Origin of the sequence: Tardiphaga sp. 619_E2_N8_4 (assembly GCF_051810905.1) — a bacterium.
In the GTDB taxonomy this organism is placed as follows: domain Bacteria; phylum Pseudomonadota; class Alphaproteobacteria; order Rhizobiales; family Xanthobacteraceae; genus Tardiphaga; species Tardiphaga robiniae.
In genome coordinates this window covers 1,795,685-1,812,500 of record NZ_JBPWQJ010000001.1, presented here as the reverse complement: position 1 = coordinate 1,812,500, position 16,816 = coordinate 1,795,685, and the positions used below count along the sequence as shown (strand labels likewise).

General features: G+C 61.5%; 11 protein-coding genes, 2 tRNA genes, 1 rRNA gene and 1 riboswitch (1 of these 15 only partly in view). Of the genes, 5 read left to right on the top strand and 9 right to left on the bottom strand.

The annotated features are described in order from the left end of the window. The 3 genes from AB8A23_RS08615 to AB8A23_RS08605 all read right to left on the bottom strand — a co-directional run. Positions 1 to 26 (bottom strand) — tRNA-Ala (locus tag AB8A23_RS08615); it reaches 50 nt to the left of the window's first position. 109 nt (positions 27 to 135) lie between these two features. Beyond that, a tRNA-Ile gene (locus AB8A23_RS08610) sits at positions 136 to 212 on the bottom strand. A 215-nt stretch (positions 213 to 427) separates the two neighbouring features. Next, positions 428 to 1,914 (bottom strand): 16S ribosomal RNA (locus AB8A23_RS08605). An 836-nt stretch (positions 1,915 to 2,750) separates the two neighbouring features. On the opposite strand from AB8A23_RS08605, the gene AB8A23_RS08600 reads away from it, so the two are divergent. Continuing rightward, positions 2,751 to 4,814, top strand: a complete 2,064-nt coding sequence (locus AB8A23_RS08600) for a M23 family metallopeptidase (RefSeq protein WP_231079079.1) — start codon at positions 2,751 to 2,753, stop codon at positions 4,812 to 4,814. A gap of 96 nt (positions 4,815 to 4,910) precedes the next feature. Here the strand turns inward: AB8A23_RS08600 and AB8A23_RS08595 are convergent, their stop codons facing one another. Next, complete coding sequence (locus tag AB8A23_RS08595; protein ID WP_439059902.1) at positions 4,911 to 5,549, bottom strand: NAD(P)H-binding protein; 639 nt, start codon at positions 5,547 to 5,549, stop codon at positions 4,911 to 4,913. Positions 5,550 to 5,621: 72 nt separating this feature from the next. After that, a complete protein-coding gene (clpB, locus tag AB8A23_RS08590) occupies positions 5,622 to 8,258 on the bottom strand; it encodes an ATP-dependent chaperone ClpB (RefSeq protein ID WP_439059903.1) in 2,637 nt (878 codons plus the stop codon). 231 nt (positions 8,259 to 8,489) lie between these two features. On the opposite strand from clpB, the gene AB8A23_RS08585 reads away from it, so the two are divergent. After that, the gene (locus tag AB8A23_RS08585) at positions 8,490 to 9,263 is read left to right on the top strand and encodes an MOSC domain-containing protein (RefSeq protein WP_120287234.1); all 774 of its coding nucleotides are present in this window, start codon (positions 8,490 to 8,492) and stop codon (positions 9,261 to 9,263) included. 6 nt (positions 9,264 to 9,269) lie between these two features. On the opposite strand, the gene AB8A23_RS08580 is transcribed toward AB8A23_RS08585, so the two are convergent. The 3 genes from AB8A23_RS08580 to metX form a co-directional block, all read right to left on the bottom strand. After that, positions 9,270 to 9,914, bottom strand: coding sequence for a TIGR02594 family protein (locus tag AB8A23_RS08580; protein ID WP_068729161.1), 645 nt, complete (start codon positions 9,912 to 9,914; stop codon positions 9,270 to 9,272). Positions 9,915 to 10,255: 341 nt separating this feature from the next. Then, entirely contained in the window at positions 10,256 to 10,942 is a 687-nt protein-coding gene (gene metW / locus AB8A23_RS08575; protein WP_199711970.1) for a methionine biosynthesis protein MetW, read from the bottom strand. Positions 10,943 to 10,944: 2 nt separating this feature from the next. Next, positions 10,945 to 12,147: a homoserine O-acetyltransferase MetX gene (metX, locus tag AB8A23_RS08570; RefSeq protein WP_175365980.1), complete on the bottom strand. Its 1,203-nt coding sequence runs from the start codon at positions 12,145 to 12,147 to the stop codon at positions 10,945 to 10,947. 87 nt (positions 12,148 to 12,234) lie between these two features. Next, positions 12,235 to 12,314, bottom strand: a riboswitch (SAM riboswitch). A 203-nt stretch (positions 12,315 to 12,517) separates the two neighbouring features. Here metX and AB8A23_RS08565 point away from each other — a divergent pair. From AB8A23_RS08565 to AB8A23_RS08555, 3 genes are read left to right on the top strand one after another with little or no spacing between them, the layout of a single operon-like run. Further along, positions 12,518 to 13,369 carry a chorismate mutase gene (locus tag AB8A23_RS08565; protein WP_089267606.1) on the top strand — a complete coding sequence of 284 codons (852 nt, stop codon included), beginning with the start codon at positions 12,518 to 12,520 and terminating at the stop codon, positions 13,367 to 13,369. A 26-nt stretch (positions 13,370 to 13,395) separates the two neighbouring features. Then, positions 13,396 to 14,499, top strand: a complete 1,104-nt coding sequence (hisC, locus tag AB8A23_RS08560; protein ID WP_439059904.1) for a histidinol-phosphate transaminase — start codon at positions 13,396 to 13,398, stop codon at positions 14,497 to 14,499. A gap of 1 nt (position 14,500) precedes the next feature. Next, entirely contained in the window at positions 14,501 to 15,439 is a 939-nt protein-coding gene (locus AB8A23_RS08555) for a prephenate/arogenate dehydrogenase family protein (RefSeq protein WP_439059905.1), read from the top strand. 126 nt (positions 15,440 to 15,565) lie between these two features. Here AB8A23_RS08555 and AB8A23_RS08550 read toward each other — a convergent pair whose 3' ends face one another. Continuing rightward, entirely contained in the window at positions 15,566 to 16,756 is a 1,191-nt protein-coding gene (locus AB8A23_RS08550; RefSeq protein ID WP_439060549.1) for a DUF2125 domain-containing protein, read from the bottom strand. Positions 16,757 to 16,816 lie beyond the last annotated feature (60 nt).

The window sequence follows — 16,816 nt, the reverse complement described above, 5'->3', positions numbered from 1 at the left end:
CGCTCTCCCAGCTGAGCTATGCCCCCGTTCCAGAAGACGAATGCTCAACGCTTAAAGAACAACGTTTTGCAGATGCAATGCTTGCGCATGTGATGTCGACGTCAGCAGCAGCCTTGAAAGCAAAGCGCGCAAATATGGTGGGCCTGGGAAGACTTGAACTTCCGACCTCACGCTTATCAAGCGCGCGCTCTAACCAACTGAGCTACAAGCCCTAACAACAAAGGACTGCGCTCGGCTCATCGACATGACCTTGCGATCAAACGCCAACAAGCAGCACGAGCACGCCCCAGCGTGTGTTCGTCCGCGAAGAAAGAGAAACGAAGACGGCGGTGTCCCGCCTATGCAGCTCAAACATTGATCCAATGTCTGGCCACTGATGTTTCAAAAGAGGTTCGATAGATGCAAGCATCTGAAGAACCATCCTTAGAAAGGAGGTGATCCAGCCGCAGGTTCCCCTACGGCTACCTTGTTACGACTTCACCCCAGTCGCTGACCCTACCGTGGTCAGCTGCCCCCTTGCGGTTAGCGCACTGCCTTCAGGTAGAACCAACTCCCATGGTGTGACGGGCGGTGTGTACAAGGCCCGGGAACGTATTCACCGTGGCATGCTGATCCACGATTACTAGCGATTCCAACTTCATGGGCTCGAGTTGCAGAGCCCAATCCGAACTGAGACGGCTTTTTGAGATTTGCGAGAGGTCGCCCTTTTGCATCCCATTGTCACCGCCATTGTAGCACGTGTGTAGCCCAGCCCGTAAGGGCCATGAGGACTTGACGTCATCCCCACCTTCCTCGCGGCTTATCACCGGCAGTCTCCTTAGAGTGCTCAACTAAATGGTAGCAACTAAGGACGGGGGTTGCGCTCGTTGCGGGACTTAACCCAACATCTCACGACACGAGCTGACGACAGCCATGCAGCACCTGTGCTCTATGCCCCGAAGGGAAGGTTCCATCTCTGGTACCGGTCATAGACATGTCAAGGGCTGGTAAGGTTCTGCGCGTTGCGTCGAATTAAACCACATGCTCCACCGCTTGTGCGGGCCCCCGTCAATTCCTTTGAGTTTTAATCTTGCGACCGTACTCCCCAGGCGGAATGCTTAAAGCGTTAGCTGCGCCACTAGTGAGTAAACCCACTAACGGCTGGCATTCATCGTTTACGGCGTGGACTACCAGGGTATCTAATCCTGTTTGCTCCCCACGCTTTCGTGCCTCAGCGTCAGTTATGGGCCAGTGAGCCGCCTTCGCCACTGGTGTTCTTGCGAATATCTACGAATTTCACCTCTACACTCGCAGTTCCACTCACCTCTCCCATACTCAAGACTTTCAGTATCAAAGGCAGTTCTGGAGTTGAGCTCCAGGATTTCACCTCTGACTTAAAAACCCGCCTACGCACCCTTTACGCCCAGTGATTCCGAGCAACGCTAGCCCCCTTCGTATTACCGCGGCTGCTGGCACGAAGTTAGCCGGGGCTTATTCTTACGGTACCGTCATTATCTTCCCGTACAAAAGAGCTTTACAACCCTAGGGCCTTCATCACTCACGCGGCATGGCTGGATCAGGCTTGCGCCCATTGTCCAATATTCCCCACTGCTGCCTCCCGTAGGAGTTTGGGCCGTGTCTCAGTCCCAATGTGGCTGATCATCCTCTCAGACCAGCTACTGATCGTCGCCTTGGTAGGCCTTTACCCCACCAACTAGCTAATCAGACGCGGGCCAATCTCTCGGCGATAAATCTTTCCCCGTAAGGGCTTATCCGGTATTAGCACAAGTTTCCCTGTGTTGTTCCGAACCAAGAGGTATGTTCCCACGCGTTACTCACCCGTCTGCCACTGACGTATTGCTACGCCCGTTCGACTTGCATGTGTTAAGCCTGCCGCCAGCGTTCGCTCTGAGCCAGGATCAAACTCTCAAGTTGGACTTGAAACTTTAAACCGGCTGATCACAACGTATTGACGAGGTCCCACCATACTAAATCGACCAAACCGAAGTTCAGCCAATCTGCTGTCCGCGCTTCACAGCGCTAACAACGATGGTGTTAACCTTTGTTCAAAACGTGTACCGCCGAAGTCTTTCGTCCGGCCCCGCCTCAGGAAGCCGAAGCTTCCATCGAACGAGACCCGCAAGGACTCCGCCGTCCACGTTTCTCTTTCTTCAATTTAACTTGTCAAACAGCCCAACGCCGAAGCGTCACTCTCCCCGAGAGGGAGAAAATCTTGTCACTCAATCACCCGACAACAGATCAGCAGCCGACACCTATCGGCTACTGAAACACTCTTCGCGGTGATGAGCTTCCGAGACACGAACAACCGCCCGGGCTGGTAGGCCCCGGCGCCGCTGCGCTCAGTGGCCGGGTTATAGGCCCCCTCACCCGAAACTGTCAACGCCATTCGTCAGAAAATCGTCACGTGCTGTGGAGGACGCTCCAGGGCCCAAAAAGCGTAGGTTTTACAGGGGTGACGCCGTACAAGAGCCACATTCCTCCGACGTTCTGAGCATGCCTTGTGCAAAGATTCTGCGTCGCCCCTGAAACTTTTTGGGGGTGGTCGAACCGGATCTGGGCCCAACGGTCTCTCGAAAGAACGAGCTGCGTCATCGCAGTGCGCTTTTGGGCCAAAGAGAACACAGCGAAAGAGTTTGCAGCATTGACGTTCGTCCATTCGGCCAGCATTTTGGCGCGCACTGTTCGACCGTCGATGCGATGTGCTTGGGGAAGACTCTTCGCATGATGCTGGGAATTCGGGGGATGTCGGCTTGAATCACGGACTGTCACGCGGTGGCGCCTATAATCGTGAGACCGGGATGATTGATCTCGGCCACGAGCCGCCGCTATCCGTTGATGGCTCCGAAGCCGCAGTCATCGATCGTCGCCGCGTCTCGGTACAATGGTTCAGTGGTACTATCCTCACAGGTCTCTGCGGCGCGGCTCTGATCGGCGGCGCCGTTTTTGCGTCGCTTGACGGCGAGATGACCTTTGCCAAGGTACCGGAGCGTGTCGAAGGCGCGCTACGCGGCGCCTTCAGTGCCACCGACAAACAAGCAAGCCTGCATAAGTCCGACCGCCTGCCGCCGCCGAGCGACTCTTCCGCCGCGCGCCAGGTACTCAAAGTCTCCACCGTCACCCGCGTCGGCAATCGCGACGTCATGCGCGTGCGGCCCTTCATCCGGATTTCCGGCAATCTGGCGATGGCGACCAGCGATCTCAGCGCCAAGATCCCGCCCTTCAATGCACAGCGCCTGCTGACCGATGTCGGCAGCCCCGCCCCGAACAGCGACGACGCCGCGGTCAATCCGAATGCCGTCGAGCCTGATGCCGAAGTCTCCTTCGTCACCCGCGATCTTGGTCAGGTACTGCCGAAAGCCAAGATCGGCGCGAGCGTTGCCATCGATGAAGTGCTGATGCGCGTGCGCGACGCCTCCAACTGGCGCGGCAATACTGGCGTTCGCTACACGACCGTCGCCAGCGCCACCGGCGATATCGGCGGGCAGCCCGACATGAAGATGGCCTATGCCGCCGAAGGCACCACAGCCGATCCTTATGCCGGCTTCGAAACCCGTATCGTGCCGGAAAACGTCACGCTGCTGGCCAAGACCAAGGATCAGGCGACCGGCGGCAACCCCAATGGCGAGCGTATCCATATCGTCAAGAAGGGCGACACCATCCTGACCATCCTGCGCGACCAGGGCGCGATGCCCGAGGAAGCCAAGGCCATTGCCACTACGCTGGGTGCCCGCGGCCGCGACGGCGGACTGAAGGAAGGCCAGAAAGTTCGAATCCTGATGTCGCCGGCCGGACCTGGCCAGCGCTTGCAGCCGTATCGCGTGATCGTCGCCAACGACTCCACCATCGAAGCTGTCGCCGCCCTCTCCGATCTCGGCAAATACGTCGCCGTCGACGTCTCCAGCATGAACACCGTCGCCGAAGCGCCAAGCGCATCGGATGATGACGAGGAGGATGACGGCACCGGCGTGCGGCTCTATCAGAGCATTTACGAGACGGCGCTGCGCAACAAGGTCCCGGCTACTGTCATCGAGGACATGATCCGGATCTACTCCTACGACGTGGATTTCCAGCGCAAAGTACAGCCCGGCGACTCGTTCGACGTGTTCTTTGCCGGCGAAGACGAAGGCGCCACCATCACCGAAAAGACCGAAGTGTTGTTCGCTTCGCTTACGGTGGGCGGCGAAACCAAAAAATACTATCGCTTCCTGACAACCGACGACTCGGTCGTCGACTACTATGACGAGACCGGCAAGAGCGCGAAGAAGTTTCTGGTCCGCAAACCCGTCAATAACGCCATCATGCGTTCGGGCTTCGGCGGACGCCGCCACCCGATCCTCGGCTACACCAAGATGCATACCGGCGTAGACTGGTCGACGCCCTACGGCACCCCGATTTTCGCATCCGGCAACGGCGTGATCGAAAAAGCAGCCTGGGAAGGCGGCTACGGCAAATATATCCGCATCAAGCACAACAACGGCTACGAGACCGCCTACGGCCATATGTCGGCCTTCGCCAAGGGCATGGAGCCCGGCAAGCGCGTGCGGCAGGGTCAGGTCATCGGTTTCGTCGGCTCCACCGGCATGTCCACAGGCGCCCACGTTCACTACGAAATTCTGGTCAACGGCCGCTTCGTCGATCCGATGCGCGTGAAACTGCCACGCGGTCGCTCGCTCGAAGGGCCGATCATGGCCGGCTTCGAGAAGGAACGTGACCGGATCGACGCCCAGATGACCATGCGAGGCCCCGGCGCCCGCGTGTCCGACGCAGGCGTGACCGGCGCGGTGCCACCAGCACGGCCGACGACCAGCCGCTAAATTCGTATTTTTCGTCCTGTTCTGCGCGTCAGACCAACGCCGCGTGGGCTAGGAGACGCTCGGGACAATAGCAAAAGAGACGCTGAGGTCCGGCGATCAATCCGCGGCGAGCTCTGCAGACCCGATCAGGTGAACGCCAGGCGCGCCGGTCACGGCTGCCTCGATCAATGCGTCGGCGATCTTGTCGGCGGGGCTGATCCGGTAGCTGCGCGGCAGGACCGGACCGAGGATACCGAGCACCGCTGCCGCGATGCGTTCGCCCAGCCGGAATTCGTCGCGGTCACCGCCGATCAGGCCCGGCCGCACAATCGTCAAAGACGGAAAGCCCATCGCCTTCAGCGCTTCCTCCACTTCGCCTTTAGTACGCGGATAGAGCAGCTTTGAGCGCGCATTGGCACCCACCGACGAATTGAGCGCGAAACGGCTAGCGCCGTGCTTGCGCGCCAGCCGGGCGACTTCAAGCGGGTAATCATAATCCACAACGCGAAACGCCTGATCCGAGCCGGCCTTGGCGCGCGTCGTGCCGAGTGCACAGATCACGCCCTCGACGTCCCACCAGTCCGCCTCGGCTGGTAACCGGTCGAAGTCGACCAGCGGGTTGTCGAGTTTCGCATGCGCCGCGAGCGGCCGCCGCGTCGACGCAACGACGCGCGTGATCCGACTGTCGGCGAGCGCTTTGGCGATGACATGGCGGCCGACAAGGCCGGTGGCGCCGACCACGAGAATGCGGGTCATGATCTTTCTCCAACGTGGAAACGGCCTGAACCGTGAGGTTCAGGCCGTTTCGTTGCGTTTAAATCCGTGCCGTCAGTTCAGCTGCCGCTTCGGCACCGGCGCCCCGAACTCGGCGATCTCCGCGGTTCGGGCCGGCTTGCCGTTGAAGGTCAGGACGTTGCCGGCGGCGCTTATGTCGACATGGTCACCGTCCTTGACGTCGCCGGCGAGGATCATCTCGGCTAGCGGATCCTGGACGTTGCGCTGGATCACGCGCTTGAGGGGACGGGCGCCGTAGGCGGGATCCCAGCCCTTGTCGGCGAGCCAGTCACGGGCTTCGTCCTCCAGCACCAGCGTGATCTTGCGGTCCTCCAGCAACTTCTGCAGCCGCGCAAACTGGATCTCGACGATCCGGCCCATTTCGCTCTTCTGCAAGCGGTGGAACAGGATGATCTCATCGACGCGATTCAGGAATTCCGGGCGGAAATGGGCGCGGACATTGCCCATCACCAGGTCGCGCACCGCGGACGTGTCTTCGCCTTCGGGCTGATTGACAAGGAATTCCGAACCGAGATTCGACGTCATGATAATCAGCGTGTTGCGGAAATCGACAGTGCGGCCCTGACCATCGGTCAGGCGGCCGTCGTCGAGCACCTGCAGCAGCACGTTGAACACATCCGGATGCGCCTTCTCAACTTCGTCGAACAGAACGACCTGATAGGGCCGCCGCCGCACAGCCTCGGTGAGCGCGCCGCCCTCATCATAGCCGACATAGCCCGGAGGCGCGCCGATCAGACGCGAGACCGAGTGCTTCTCCATATATTCGGACATGTCGAGGCGAACCATCGCGGTGTCATCGTCAAACAGATAGGACGCCAACGCCTTGGTCAGCTCGGTCTTGCCGACGCCGGTGGGACCGAGGAACATGAACGAGCCGATCGGCCGGTTGGGATCCTGCAGGCCTGCCCGCGACCGACGCACCGCCGTCGCCACGGCACGCACCGCTTCGGCCTGGCCGACGACGCGCTCGCCGAGGCTCAGTTCCATCCGCAGCAGCTTGTCCTTCTCGCCTTCGAGCATCTTGTCGACCGGCACGCCGGTCCAGCGCGAGACCACCTGCGCGATGTGATTGGCGGTGACCGCCTCTTCCATCATCTCGGAATTCTCGTTGGCTTCGATATCGGCCAGCCGCTTTTCAAGGTCGGGAATCCGGCCATAGGCCAGTTCGCCGGCGCGCTGATACTCGCCGCGGCGTTGCGCTTCGGCGAGTTCAAGACGCAAGCCATCGAGCTCGCTCTTGAGCTTCTGCGCATTCGACAACTTGTTCTTCTCGGCCGACCAGCGCTGGGTGAGCGCTGCCGATTTCTCTTCGAGCTCGGCGAGTTCCTTCTTGAGCGTTTCGAGCCTGCTCTTCGAGCCGGCATCGGTTTCCTTGCCAAGCGCCTCCTGCTCGATCTTGAGCCGGATGATCTCGCGGTCCATCGAATCGAGTTCTTCAGGCTTGGAGTCGACCTGCATCTTCAACCGTGCCGAAGCCTCGTCCATCAGGTCGATGGCTTTATCCGGCAGGAAGCGATCGGTGATGTAGCGGTTCGACAGCGTGACGGCAGCGACCAGTGCGCTATCCGTGATGCGGACACCGTGATGCTGTTCATATTTGTCCTTGAGGCCGCGCAGGATCGAGACGGTGTCTTCCACAGTCGGCTCAGCCACGAAGATCGGCTGGAAGCGCCGCGCCAGCGCCGCGTCCTTCTCCACATGCTTGCGATATTCATCGAGCGTGGTGGCGCCGATGCAATGCAATTCGCCGCGGGCGAGCGCAGGCTTCAGCAGGTTGGACGCATCCATCGCGCCATCGCCCTTGCCGGCGCCGATCAGCTGATGCATTTCGTCGATGAACAGGATGATGCCGCCCTCGGCCGAGGTCACCTCGCCGAGCACCGCCTTCAGCCGCTCCTCGAACTCGCCGCGATATTTCGCGCCGGCAATCAGCGCACCGAGATCGAGCGACAGCAGGCTTTTGTCCTTCAGGCTCTCCGGCACGTCGCCATTGAGGATGCGCAGCGCGAGACCTTCGACGATGGCGGTCTTGCCGACGCCGGGTTCGCCGATCAGCACGGGATTGTTCTTGGTTCGCCGCGACAATACCTGAATCGTGCGGCGGATTTCCTCGTCGCGGCCAATCACCGGGTCGAGCTTGCCATCACGCGCAGCCTGGGTCAGGTCGCGGGCATATTTCTTCAACGCGTCATAAGCGTTTTCGGCCGTGGCGGAATCCGCCGTGCGGCCCTTGCGCAGCGCATTGATCGCGGCATTGAGATTTTGCGGCGTGACGCCGCCCTTGTTCAGCAGGCTGCCGGCTTCGGAGTCCTTGTCGAGCGCCAGCGCAAGTAGCAGCCGCTCCACGGTGACGAAACTGTCGCCAGCCTTTTCGGCGGCCTTTTCGGCGGCATCGAAGGCGCGCGCGGTCGCCGGCGCCAGATAGACCTGCCCGGCCCCTGCGCCCGAGACCTTGGGCATCTTGCCCAGCTCGGTTTCCGTCGCCTTCAGGATGGCGCGGGAGTTGCCGCCGGCGCGATCGATCAGGCCGCCGGCCAGACCTTCGCTGTCGTCCAGCAGGACTTTCAGAATGTGCAGCGGCGAGAATTGCTGATGTCCCTCGCGCACGGCCAGTGACTGCGCCGACTGGATGAAGCCGCGCACCCGTTCGGTGTATTTCTCAATATTCATTGTGTGTTGTCCCTCGGCCTGCCCTGTCCGCCTCGAAAGCACGGATGGGGCATCTTCATTGGGTATCCGCAGGCCGCATTGATGGTGGTCAACCGGCTGCGGTCGTCGCTGGCGTCAAAACCAGCTTGATGCAAATGTGGGCAGCCAGTTCCCGAAACGGAAGGGGTCCGCATAAAATTCCAATCGGCCAGGCGATGGCGCCGCGGGCCCAAATCTCTTAAGACCGGAACCATGCCAGAACAGTCTTACGCCAGCGTTGCCAGCATCTACCGCTATCCGGTGAAGGGCCTGACGCCCGAGCCTCTGGAACAAGTCACGCTGAAGCCCGGTCAGACCCTGCCGGCCGACCGGCGCTATGCCATCGAGAACGGCCCGATCGGGTTCGACCCGGCAGCACCGCAATATTTTCCCAAGACCCAGTTTCTGATGCTGATGCGCAACGAGCGCCTGGCGGCGCTCCGCAGCCACTACGACGACGCCAGCCATACGCTGACAATCCGGCAGGACAATCTAGCGGTGGCGCGAGCCGACCTGCAGACGACCGAAGGACGTGCAGAGATCGAAGCGTTCTTCGCGAAGAATTTTGCCGATGAATTGCGCGGACCACCCAGGGTGTTGTTCGCGGACGGCCATAGCTTTTCGGATGTGCCGCGCAAGGTGGTGTCGATCATCAACCTCGCCAGCGTCAAAGATCTCGAAAAGGCCGTCGGACAGCCGGTGCATCCGCTACGCTTTCGCGGCAACGTGCATGTAGCGGGCTGGCCGGCCTGGCATGAATTCGACCTGATCGATCGGACGCTCGCTATCGGCAGCACCCGGTTCAAAGTGGTGAAGCGCATCGTCCGCTGTGCAGCGACCAATGTCGATCCGGATACGGCCGCACGAGATCTGACGATTCCGAAAACGCTGCTGCAGACCTATGGTCATGCCGATTGCGGAATTTACGCTGAGGTCATCACCGGCGGCACGATCACCGCCGGCGATAAGATCGTCGTCGCAGAATAGACGAACTCAGCTCGTCGGCATCACGTAGGCGTAAACGCGACCACGCGAATACACCGACTCGGCGACGCGGTTGCCGTGATTGCCGGAGACGATGATCGGATTGCCCTTGGCATCGACGCCGGAGACGACACCGACATGACCGCCGCGACGACCGCGCGACATCACGGCGATGGCGCCGACCTGCGGACCGGAGATGCGCTGGCCATAGCTCGAGAACGAGCGCGCCATATCAGACCCGGTGCCTTGATGGCCGGTGCGCTTCAATACGAGGTTCATGAACGCTGCGCACCACAAGCGACCGCGCGCCGTCGGATTGCCGCGGCCGATGAAGCTGCGCGCTGCATCGACGATGCCCGAACCGCCGAAGCCGCCGGAAGGCTGGTTCATGCTTGCATTGGCGTTATTGAAATTTGTGGAGTCGCCGAACGAAGGCGCCTGCTGTTCGACTCGGGCACTGCGCCGTGCATACCGCGCGCGATGCCGGACGTGATGACGCGTGCTGTGTGTGTACTTGCCGACGTGGTGCGAATGACGCGAAGCGCCGTGATGAGGACGTGCCGACGCGGGAGAGACTGACGCGAGAACTGCCGCCGAACACACCGCAAGAGCCGAGATGCGAAGTGCACGGCGATACGCAAAGAACTGAACCATACCGAATTTTTCCTCTTAACACCCCCGAACCCCATCGGCCCAAATACGCGGGCCAACAATCGGGACGGGCGTGGTAACGAAGTTGGTATGGCGATAACAAGACCTAGAACGGTTCAAGTGACGATTTTTTAACGGCGACATCGGAGTGAATCGCTTCAACTTCAACGGACGCCATACGTATAGACATAGCAGCCACCCATTCGACAGAATGCGCGCTTATATTACCTATTCGAATTAGCTTTTATGCACATCTTTAGCGTGTATCGCAGACCGACACACGGCGTGAAAAGTCGCATAGAATGCGGTATTTCTGTTTCCATCAGACAGAAATCTACACGCGATCAGGGTTGCGCCGATTTACTCGCGCGGCTCAGCAGGAAAACGCCCTGCTCCCCGAACATGTTCCAGAACCACCACGGCGCATTGAGGCGCAGCGGACGGCCATAGAGATCGAGCGCAACGGCGCGCTCCATCTTCACGTTGATCTCGTCGCACAGGACAACGAAGTCCTTGATGGTGCAGAAGTGAATGTTCGGCGTGTCGTACCACGTCGCCGGCAGATTCTCCGTACGTGGCATGCGGCCGCCGACAAGCAACTGCACGCGCATTTTCCAGAAGCCGAAATTCGGAAACGACACGATCGCACTGCGGCCGATGCGCAGCAGATTTTCCAGCACGACGCGCGGCTGCCGCGTCGCCTGCAGCGTCTGCGACAGGATCACGTAGTCGAACGCATCGTCGGGATAGTTGATCAAGTCCGTATCGGCGTCGCCCTGCACCACGGCAAGACCCTTGCCGACGCAGCGGTTGACGCCTTCGCGCGACAATTCGATGCCACGGCCATCAATGCCGCGGCTTTCCAGCAATTGTAGCAGATCGCCATCGCCGCAGCCCACGTCGAGCACCTTCGAGCCCGGCTTGATCATCTCCGCGACCAGGAGGTGATCGCCACGATAATCCTGCGTGCCGCGCGGCGCCGGCGTCGCCACCGCAGAATTCAGCGGCAAGGCTTGTTGTGGAAACGCCATCTCTATGTCCCCGTAACAGGCAGGCCGCGCACGGAGGCTGCGGAGTTCAGAAATGCACCGGCGATATCGAGGAACTCGGGCACGTCGAGCAGGAAGGCATCATGACCCTTGTCGGTTTCGATCTCCGCAAAGGACACGCGGACGCCGCCGGCATTCAGCGCGTGCACGACGTCGCGCGATTCTGCCGTCGGGAACAGCCAGTCTGATGTGAACGACATCAGACAGAAACGCGTCTGCGTATCGCGAAACGCTTCCGCAAGCTTGCCGTTGTGGTCGGCTGCGATATCGAAATAGTCCATCGCACGCGTCAGATAGAGATAGGAGTTGGCATCGAAGCGCTCGACGAAGGACGAGCCCTGATAGCGCAGATAGCTCTCGACCTGAAAATCCGCATCGAAGGAGAATGTCGGCAACTCCCTGTCCTGCATGCGGCGGCCGAACTTGCGGTGCAGAGCGGCATCCGACAGATAGGTGATATGCGCGGCCATCCGCGCGACGCCGAGGCCGCGATGCGGATGTGTGCCTTCCTCGAAATAACGCCCGCCGCGCCAATCGGGATCGGCCATCACGGCCTGACGGCCCAACTCGTGGAAGGCGATGTTCTGCGCCGAATGCCGCGTGCTGCAGGCAACCGCCAGCGCGGAGAACACGCGCTCCGGATAGGCCGCGGTCCATTGCAGCGTCTGCATACCGCCCATGGAGCCGCCGACGACGCAAAACAACTGACCGATACCGAGGCTGTCGATCAGCATCGCCTGCGCACGCACCATGTCGGGAATGGTGATGACCGGAAAATCCAGTCCCCAGATCTTGCCAGTGGCGGGATTGGTCGAGGCCGGACCGGTCGAGCCCATGCAGCCGCCGAGCACGTTCGAACAGATGATGAAGTAGCGTTCGGTATCGAGTGCCTTGCCGGGGCCGACCAGCGTCTGCCACCAGCCGGGCTTGCCGGTGATCGGATTGATATTGGCGACGTGCTGGTCGCCGGTCAAAGCGTGGCAGACCAGGATGGCATTGGATTTGTCGGCGTTGAGCGTTCCGTAGGTCTGATAGGCAATCTGGAACGGGGTGAGGTCGACGCCGCAATCGAGCCGCAGCGGCTGATCCATGCCAAAACCCGCGACCAGCGAGGTCGGATGATCGGCTTCATGTCCACGCTCATCGGGGCGGACAACCGGACTCTTCACCAGTTCGACATTTACCATCTTGATACCGGCCTCCTCAGGAGGTTCTCAAACCAAAACCGGAATCAGGCCATAAAAAACCCGGCCTGAACAAATAGCTCGGCCGGGATCAAACTGTCCCCGGCCTGTTTAGCGAGTTGTTTAACGTGGCTGCAAGCCGGCCGGCTCAAATGACCACGGAAGAGCCCAGAAACTAGTCCCACACCCGCCTGCCGTCAATATGGGCATACCCCGGTCAAATTGCCCAACTGCCCTGCGGCCAAATCTTCCATGTTTTCTTTGCTTTCCGGCACCGTCTTACCTAATCAATGGCCGTGCCCGCCGGCTCCCTGGAGCCGGCCCGGCAAGCTCGACGGGACCTATCACGCCTCCCGTCCCGAAGGTTTTGAACATGTCGAAATTACCACCCGCCCCGCCCTCGCTGGATGAACTGCGCAAAGAGATCGACAGCATCGACGCGCAGGTTCACGCCCTGTTGATGCAGCGCGGCGACATCATCGACCGGCTAATTTCGGTGAAGCAGACCCAGGAGGTCGGCTCGGCCTTTCGGCCGGCGCGCGAGGCCGACATGATGCGCCGTCTGGTGCAGCGCCATCGCGGCATCCTGCCGATCGACACCGTCGAGAGCATCTGGCGGGTGATCATTTCGACTTTCACTTACGTTCAGGCGCCGTTCTCGGTGCATGCGGATCTGTCGCTCGGCGAGAGCGCGATGCGGGATTCCGCGCGCTTTCATTTCGGCTTCACGGTGCCTTACGTCGCGCATTTCAGCGCCGCCGCAGCGGTCGAGGCCGTGGCCAAGTCCAAGGGCGATCTCGCGCTGGTCTCGGCGACGTCCAGCCGCACGCCGTGGTGGATCCCGCTGGAAGCCCTGGGCGCGCCGAAGATCATCGCACGCCTGCCGTTCATCGAACGCGCCGACCATCCGGCCGCATTGCCGGTGTTCGTGGTGTCGCGCGTTGCCGACAGCGCCATGGTGACCGAGGTCGAGATGTGGAGCGTGCGGGTGTCCGGCTGGAATGCCGAGACCGCGCGTGCGCTGTCGCCGCTGGCCGAAATCGTCGCCGTGCCGGATACCGCCTTTGACGGCGCGGCGCTGCTGATCTCGATCACGAGAGCCTCCAGCCTCGACAAGATCAAGTCGGCGCTGATCGAAGCCGGCGCCTCGGTGCGCTCCACGGCTCTCGTCGGCAGCCACGCAACCCGCTATACCGTGGCCGCCAGCGACGCACCGCGTTCGTAAGCCAATCTGACGTTCTGGAGTTGAAGATGTCCCGTCCTGTGCCGAAGCCCGGCATTCTCGATATCGCGCCCTACACCCCTGGCAAGAGCCCGGTGGTGGAGCCCGGCCGCAAGACCTACAAGCTGTCGGCCAACGAGACCCCGTTCGGTCCGTCGGCGCGCGCCAAGGACGCCTTCGCTACCGCTGTCGCGCATCTCGAGGATTATCCGGAAGGCACGTCGAAGGTGCTGCGCGAGGCGCTCGGCCACCGCTTCGGCCTCGATCCCGCGCAGATCATCTGCGGCGCCGGCTCCGACGAAATTCTGAACCTGATTGCGCATGTCTATCTCGGCCCCGGCGACGAGGCGATTTCGACCGCGCACGGCTTCCTAGTCTACCCGATCGCTACCCAGGCGAACGGCGCCACGAATGTGGTCGCTCCGGAAACCAACTTCACCTGCAACGTCGATGCGATCCTGAACTGCGTCACGCCGCGCACCAAGCTAGTGTGGCTGGCGAACCCCAACAACCCGACTGGCACCTATCTGCCGTCCTCCGAGATCAAGCGCCTGCGCGCCGGCCTGCCGGAGCACGTGCTGCTGGTGCTCGACGCCGCGTATTGGGACTACGTGACCAAGGGCGACTACGACAACGGCCTGGAGCTGGCGAAGACCACCGAGAATACCGTCGCCACCTACACCTTCTCGAAGGTGCACGGCTTGGCCGCCTTGCGGATCGGCTGGATGTTCGGCCCTGCGCACATCGTCGATGCGATGAACCGGATTCGTGGGCCGTTCAACGTCTCGGCGCCGGCGATGATGGCCGCGGTGGGGGCGATCGAGGACACCGGCCATGTCGAGATGTCGCGCACGTACACCGCCAAGTGGATCAGCATCCTGACCGAGGAAATCACCAAGCTCGGCATCGAGGTGACGCCAAGCGTGGCCAATTTCTTGCTGATGCATTTTCCGGCGACCGGCAAGACCGCAGCGGACGCCGATGCGTTCCTGACCAGGCGCGGGCTGGTGCTGCGCGCCGTGACCAATTACGGCCTGCCGAACTCGCTGCGCATGACCATCGGCACCGAGGAAGCCAACAGGCTGGTGATCGAGACGCTGCGTGAATTCATGGCATCGAATTCGGGGCAATGACGTGAGCGCCACGCCGCCCTTCAAACGTATCGCGCTGATCGGGCTTGGCCTGATCGGCTCGTCGCTGGCGCGCGGCATCCAGCAGCTCGGCCTTGCCGGTGAACTCGTTGCCACCGACAATTCGGCGGCCGTGCGTGCACGCGCCGTGGAAATCAAGCTCGCCGACCGCATCGCCGACGACAATGCCAGCGCCGTCAAGGATGCCGATCTGGTCATCGCCTGCGTGCCCGTCGGCGTGGCGGGCGACGTGGCGAAAAGCATCGCGGCGCATCTCGCACCCGGCGCGATCGTGTCCGACGTCGGTTCGGTGAAAGCCTCCGTGCTGCACGCGATGTCGGAATATCTGCCGGACAACGTCCACTTCATTCCCGCGCATCCGGTCGCCGGCACGGAAAACTCCGGTCCGGATTCCGGCTTCGCCGAATTGTTCAGCAATCGCTGGTGCATTCTGACGCCGCCCGAGGGCGCGGATCCCGCGGCCGTCGAGAAGCTCACCGGCTTCTGGGCTGCGCTCGGCGCCAATGTCGAGATCATGCAGGCCGCGCATCACGATCTGGTGCTCGCGGTCACCAGCCATCTGCCGCATCTGATCGCTTATACAATCGTAGGCACGGCCGACGAGCTCGAAGACGTGACTCGTTCGGAAGTGCTGAAGTTCTCCGCGGGCGGTTTCCGCGATTTCACCCGTATCGCAGCATCAGACCCGACCATGTGGCGCGACGTGTTTCTCGCCAACAAGGACGCGGTGCTGGAAATGCTCGGCACCTTCCAGGAAGACCTGTCGAAACTGACCCGTGCGATCCGCCGCGACGATGGCGATGCGCTGTTCGAGCACTTCACCCGCACCCGCGCGATCCGCCGCGGCATCGTGAGTATCGGTCAGGATGAAGCGGCACCGGACTTCGGGCGCAAGCATCAGGCGCTGACGAAGAAGGATTGATCGCAGGACCAACAGCCGTCATTGCGAGCGAAGCGAAGCAATCCAGCCTTACTTGCTTTGCGGCTTCTGGATTGCCGCGTCGCTTCGCTCCTCGCAATGACGTGGAGAGGCCGGCGAACCTCACGCCTAAAACAGCGGCGGGATCTGCGCCACGCGCAGCGGCCCGAGGAACACCGCGCCATCGACAAATTTCAGCGGGAACGACCGCGCCGCTTTGCCTTCCAAGACAGCCGCAGTCCCGATCGAATTGACGCCGGCGGCAAGGCCGCTGCCGGCATTCTTGCGCACGACATTGCCGAGACCGGGGATCGCGCGATCCAGCGCACCGAGGATGTTGTTGACGTCCTGCGATTTCACGCCGGGCGCAATGCGATCCAGCGCCTCCTGAGGCACGCCCATCTCGAGCAACTTGTCGATCCCGAGGGCGGCGATAGCCTTGTCCAGTCCCGCCACGGTCATCTGCAATTCGCCGTCGAGATTGCCCGCGGCGGTCAGACCGAGCGAGCCCGTCGCCAGCGAGATGATCTCGCCCTGCTGGACGCGCGACTGCACGATCTCGACGCGTCCACCTGCCGCCTGAAGCTCGCGGAAACGCTGCGGCCAGGGCTTGGGCGAGACATCCTTGAGGCCACTGAGCAATGCGCGGATATCGGCGTCGAACGGTGCGGCGAGGATCGGATGAACATCGGCAATGCTGCCGCTCCTGATCTGCAGGGCCGTCTCGATCACCGGCTTGTCCGGCGTCGAATTCGCTGCCGTGCGGCCATGCAATTCGACCTGTTTGGCACGTGCGGTCGGCGCCTGCACCGAGCCGGCGAAACGGTCGAGCGACACGTCGTCGAACACGATGTCGGCGCTGTCAGGCGTACCCGGCAGACCGGTTATGCTGCTGCGCGCGGAGCCCCAGTTCATCACCATCGCCGGCTGGCCGCGATCGGACAGGACGGCTGGTGCGGTGAATTCAGCGACCAGAAGCCGCGGCGTGTAGATCTGCGCAACCACGACGATCTCGCCGAGCTTCGCGGTGATCGGCATCTGCGTCGCATTCTGGGTGGCGGTTTGCGAGGTCAGCGAAACGCTGACACCGCTGCAGCGGACTTCGAGCCGGAACGGGAAGCCGGAGACCGAACGGTTGGCGCAATCATAGACGCGACCAGCCGCGGCCTCTCGGGCGCGCCAGATATCGACGTTTTCGTCGACCTTGGATGCGGCATAGAACCAGAAGCCGCTCCACGCCGCCGCAAGGACGACGATGAGGACCGGCAGGATGAAAATCGGCCAGAGGCGGCGCTGGGTGGGCGGTGCATATTCGGACATGGCGGGACGTAGATCGCATGATTTTGTCAAATCGGCGATCCCTTTCATGGGGTTATCCTG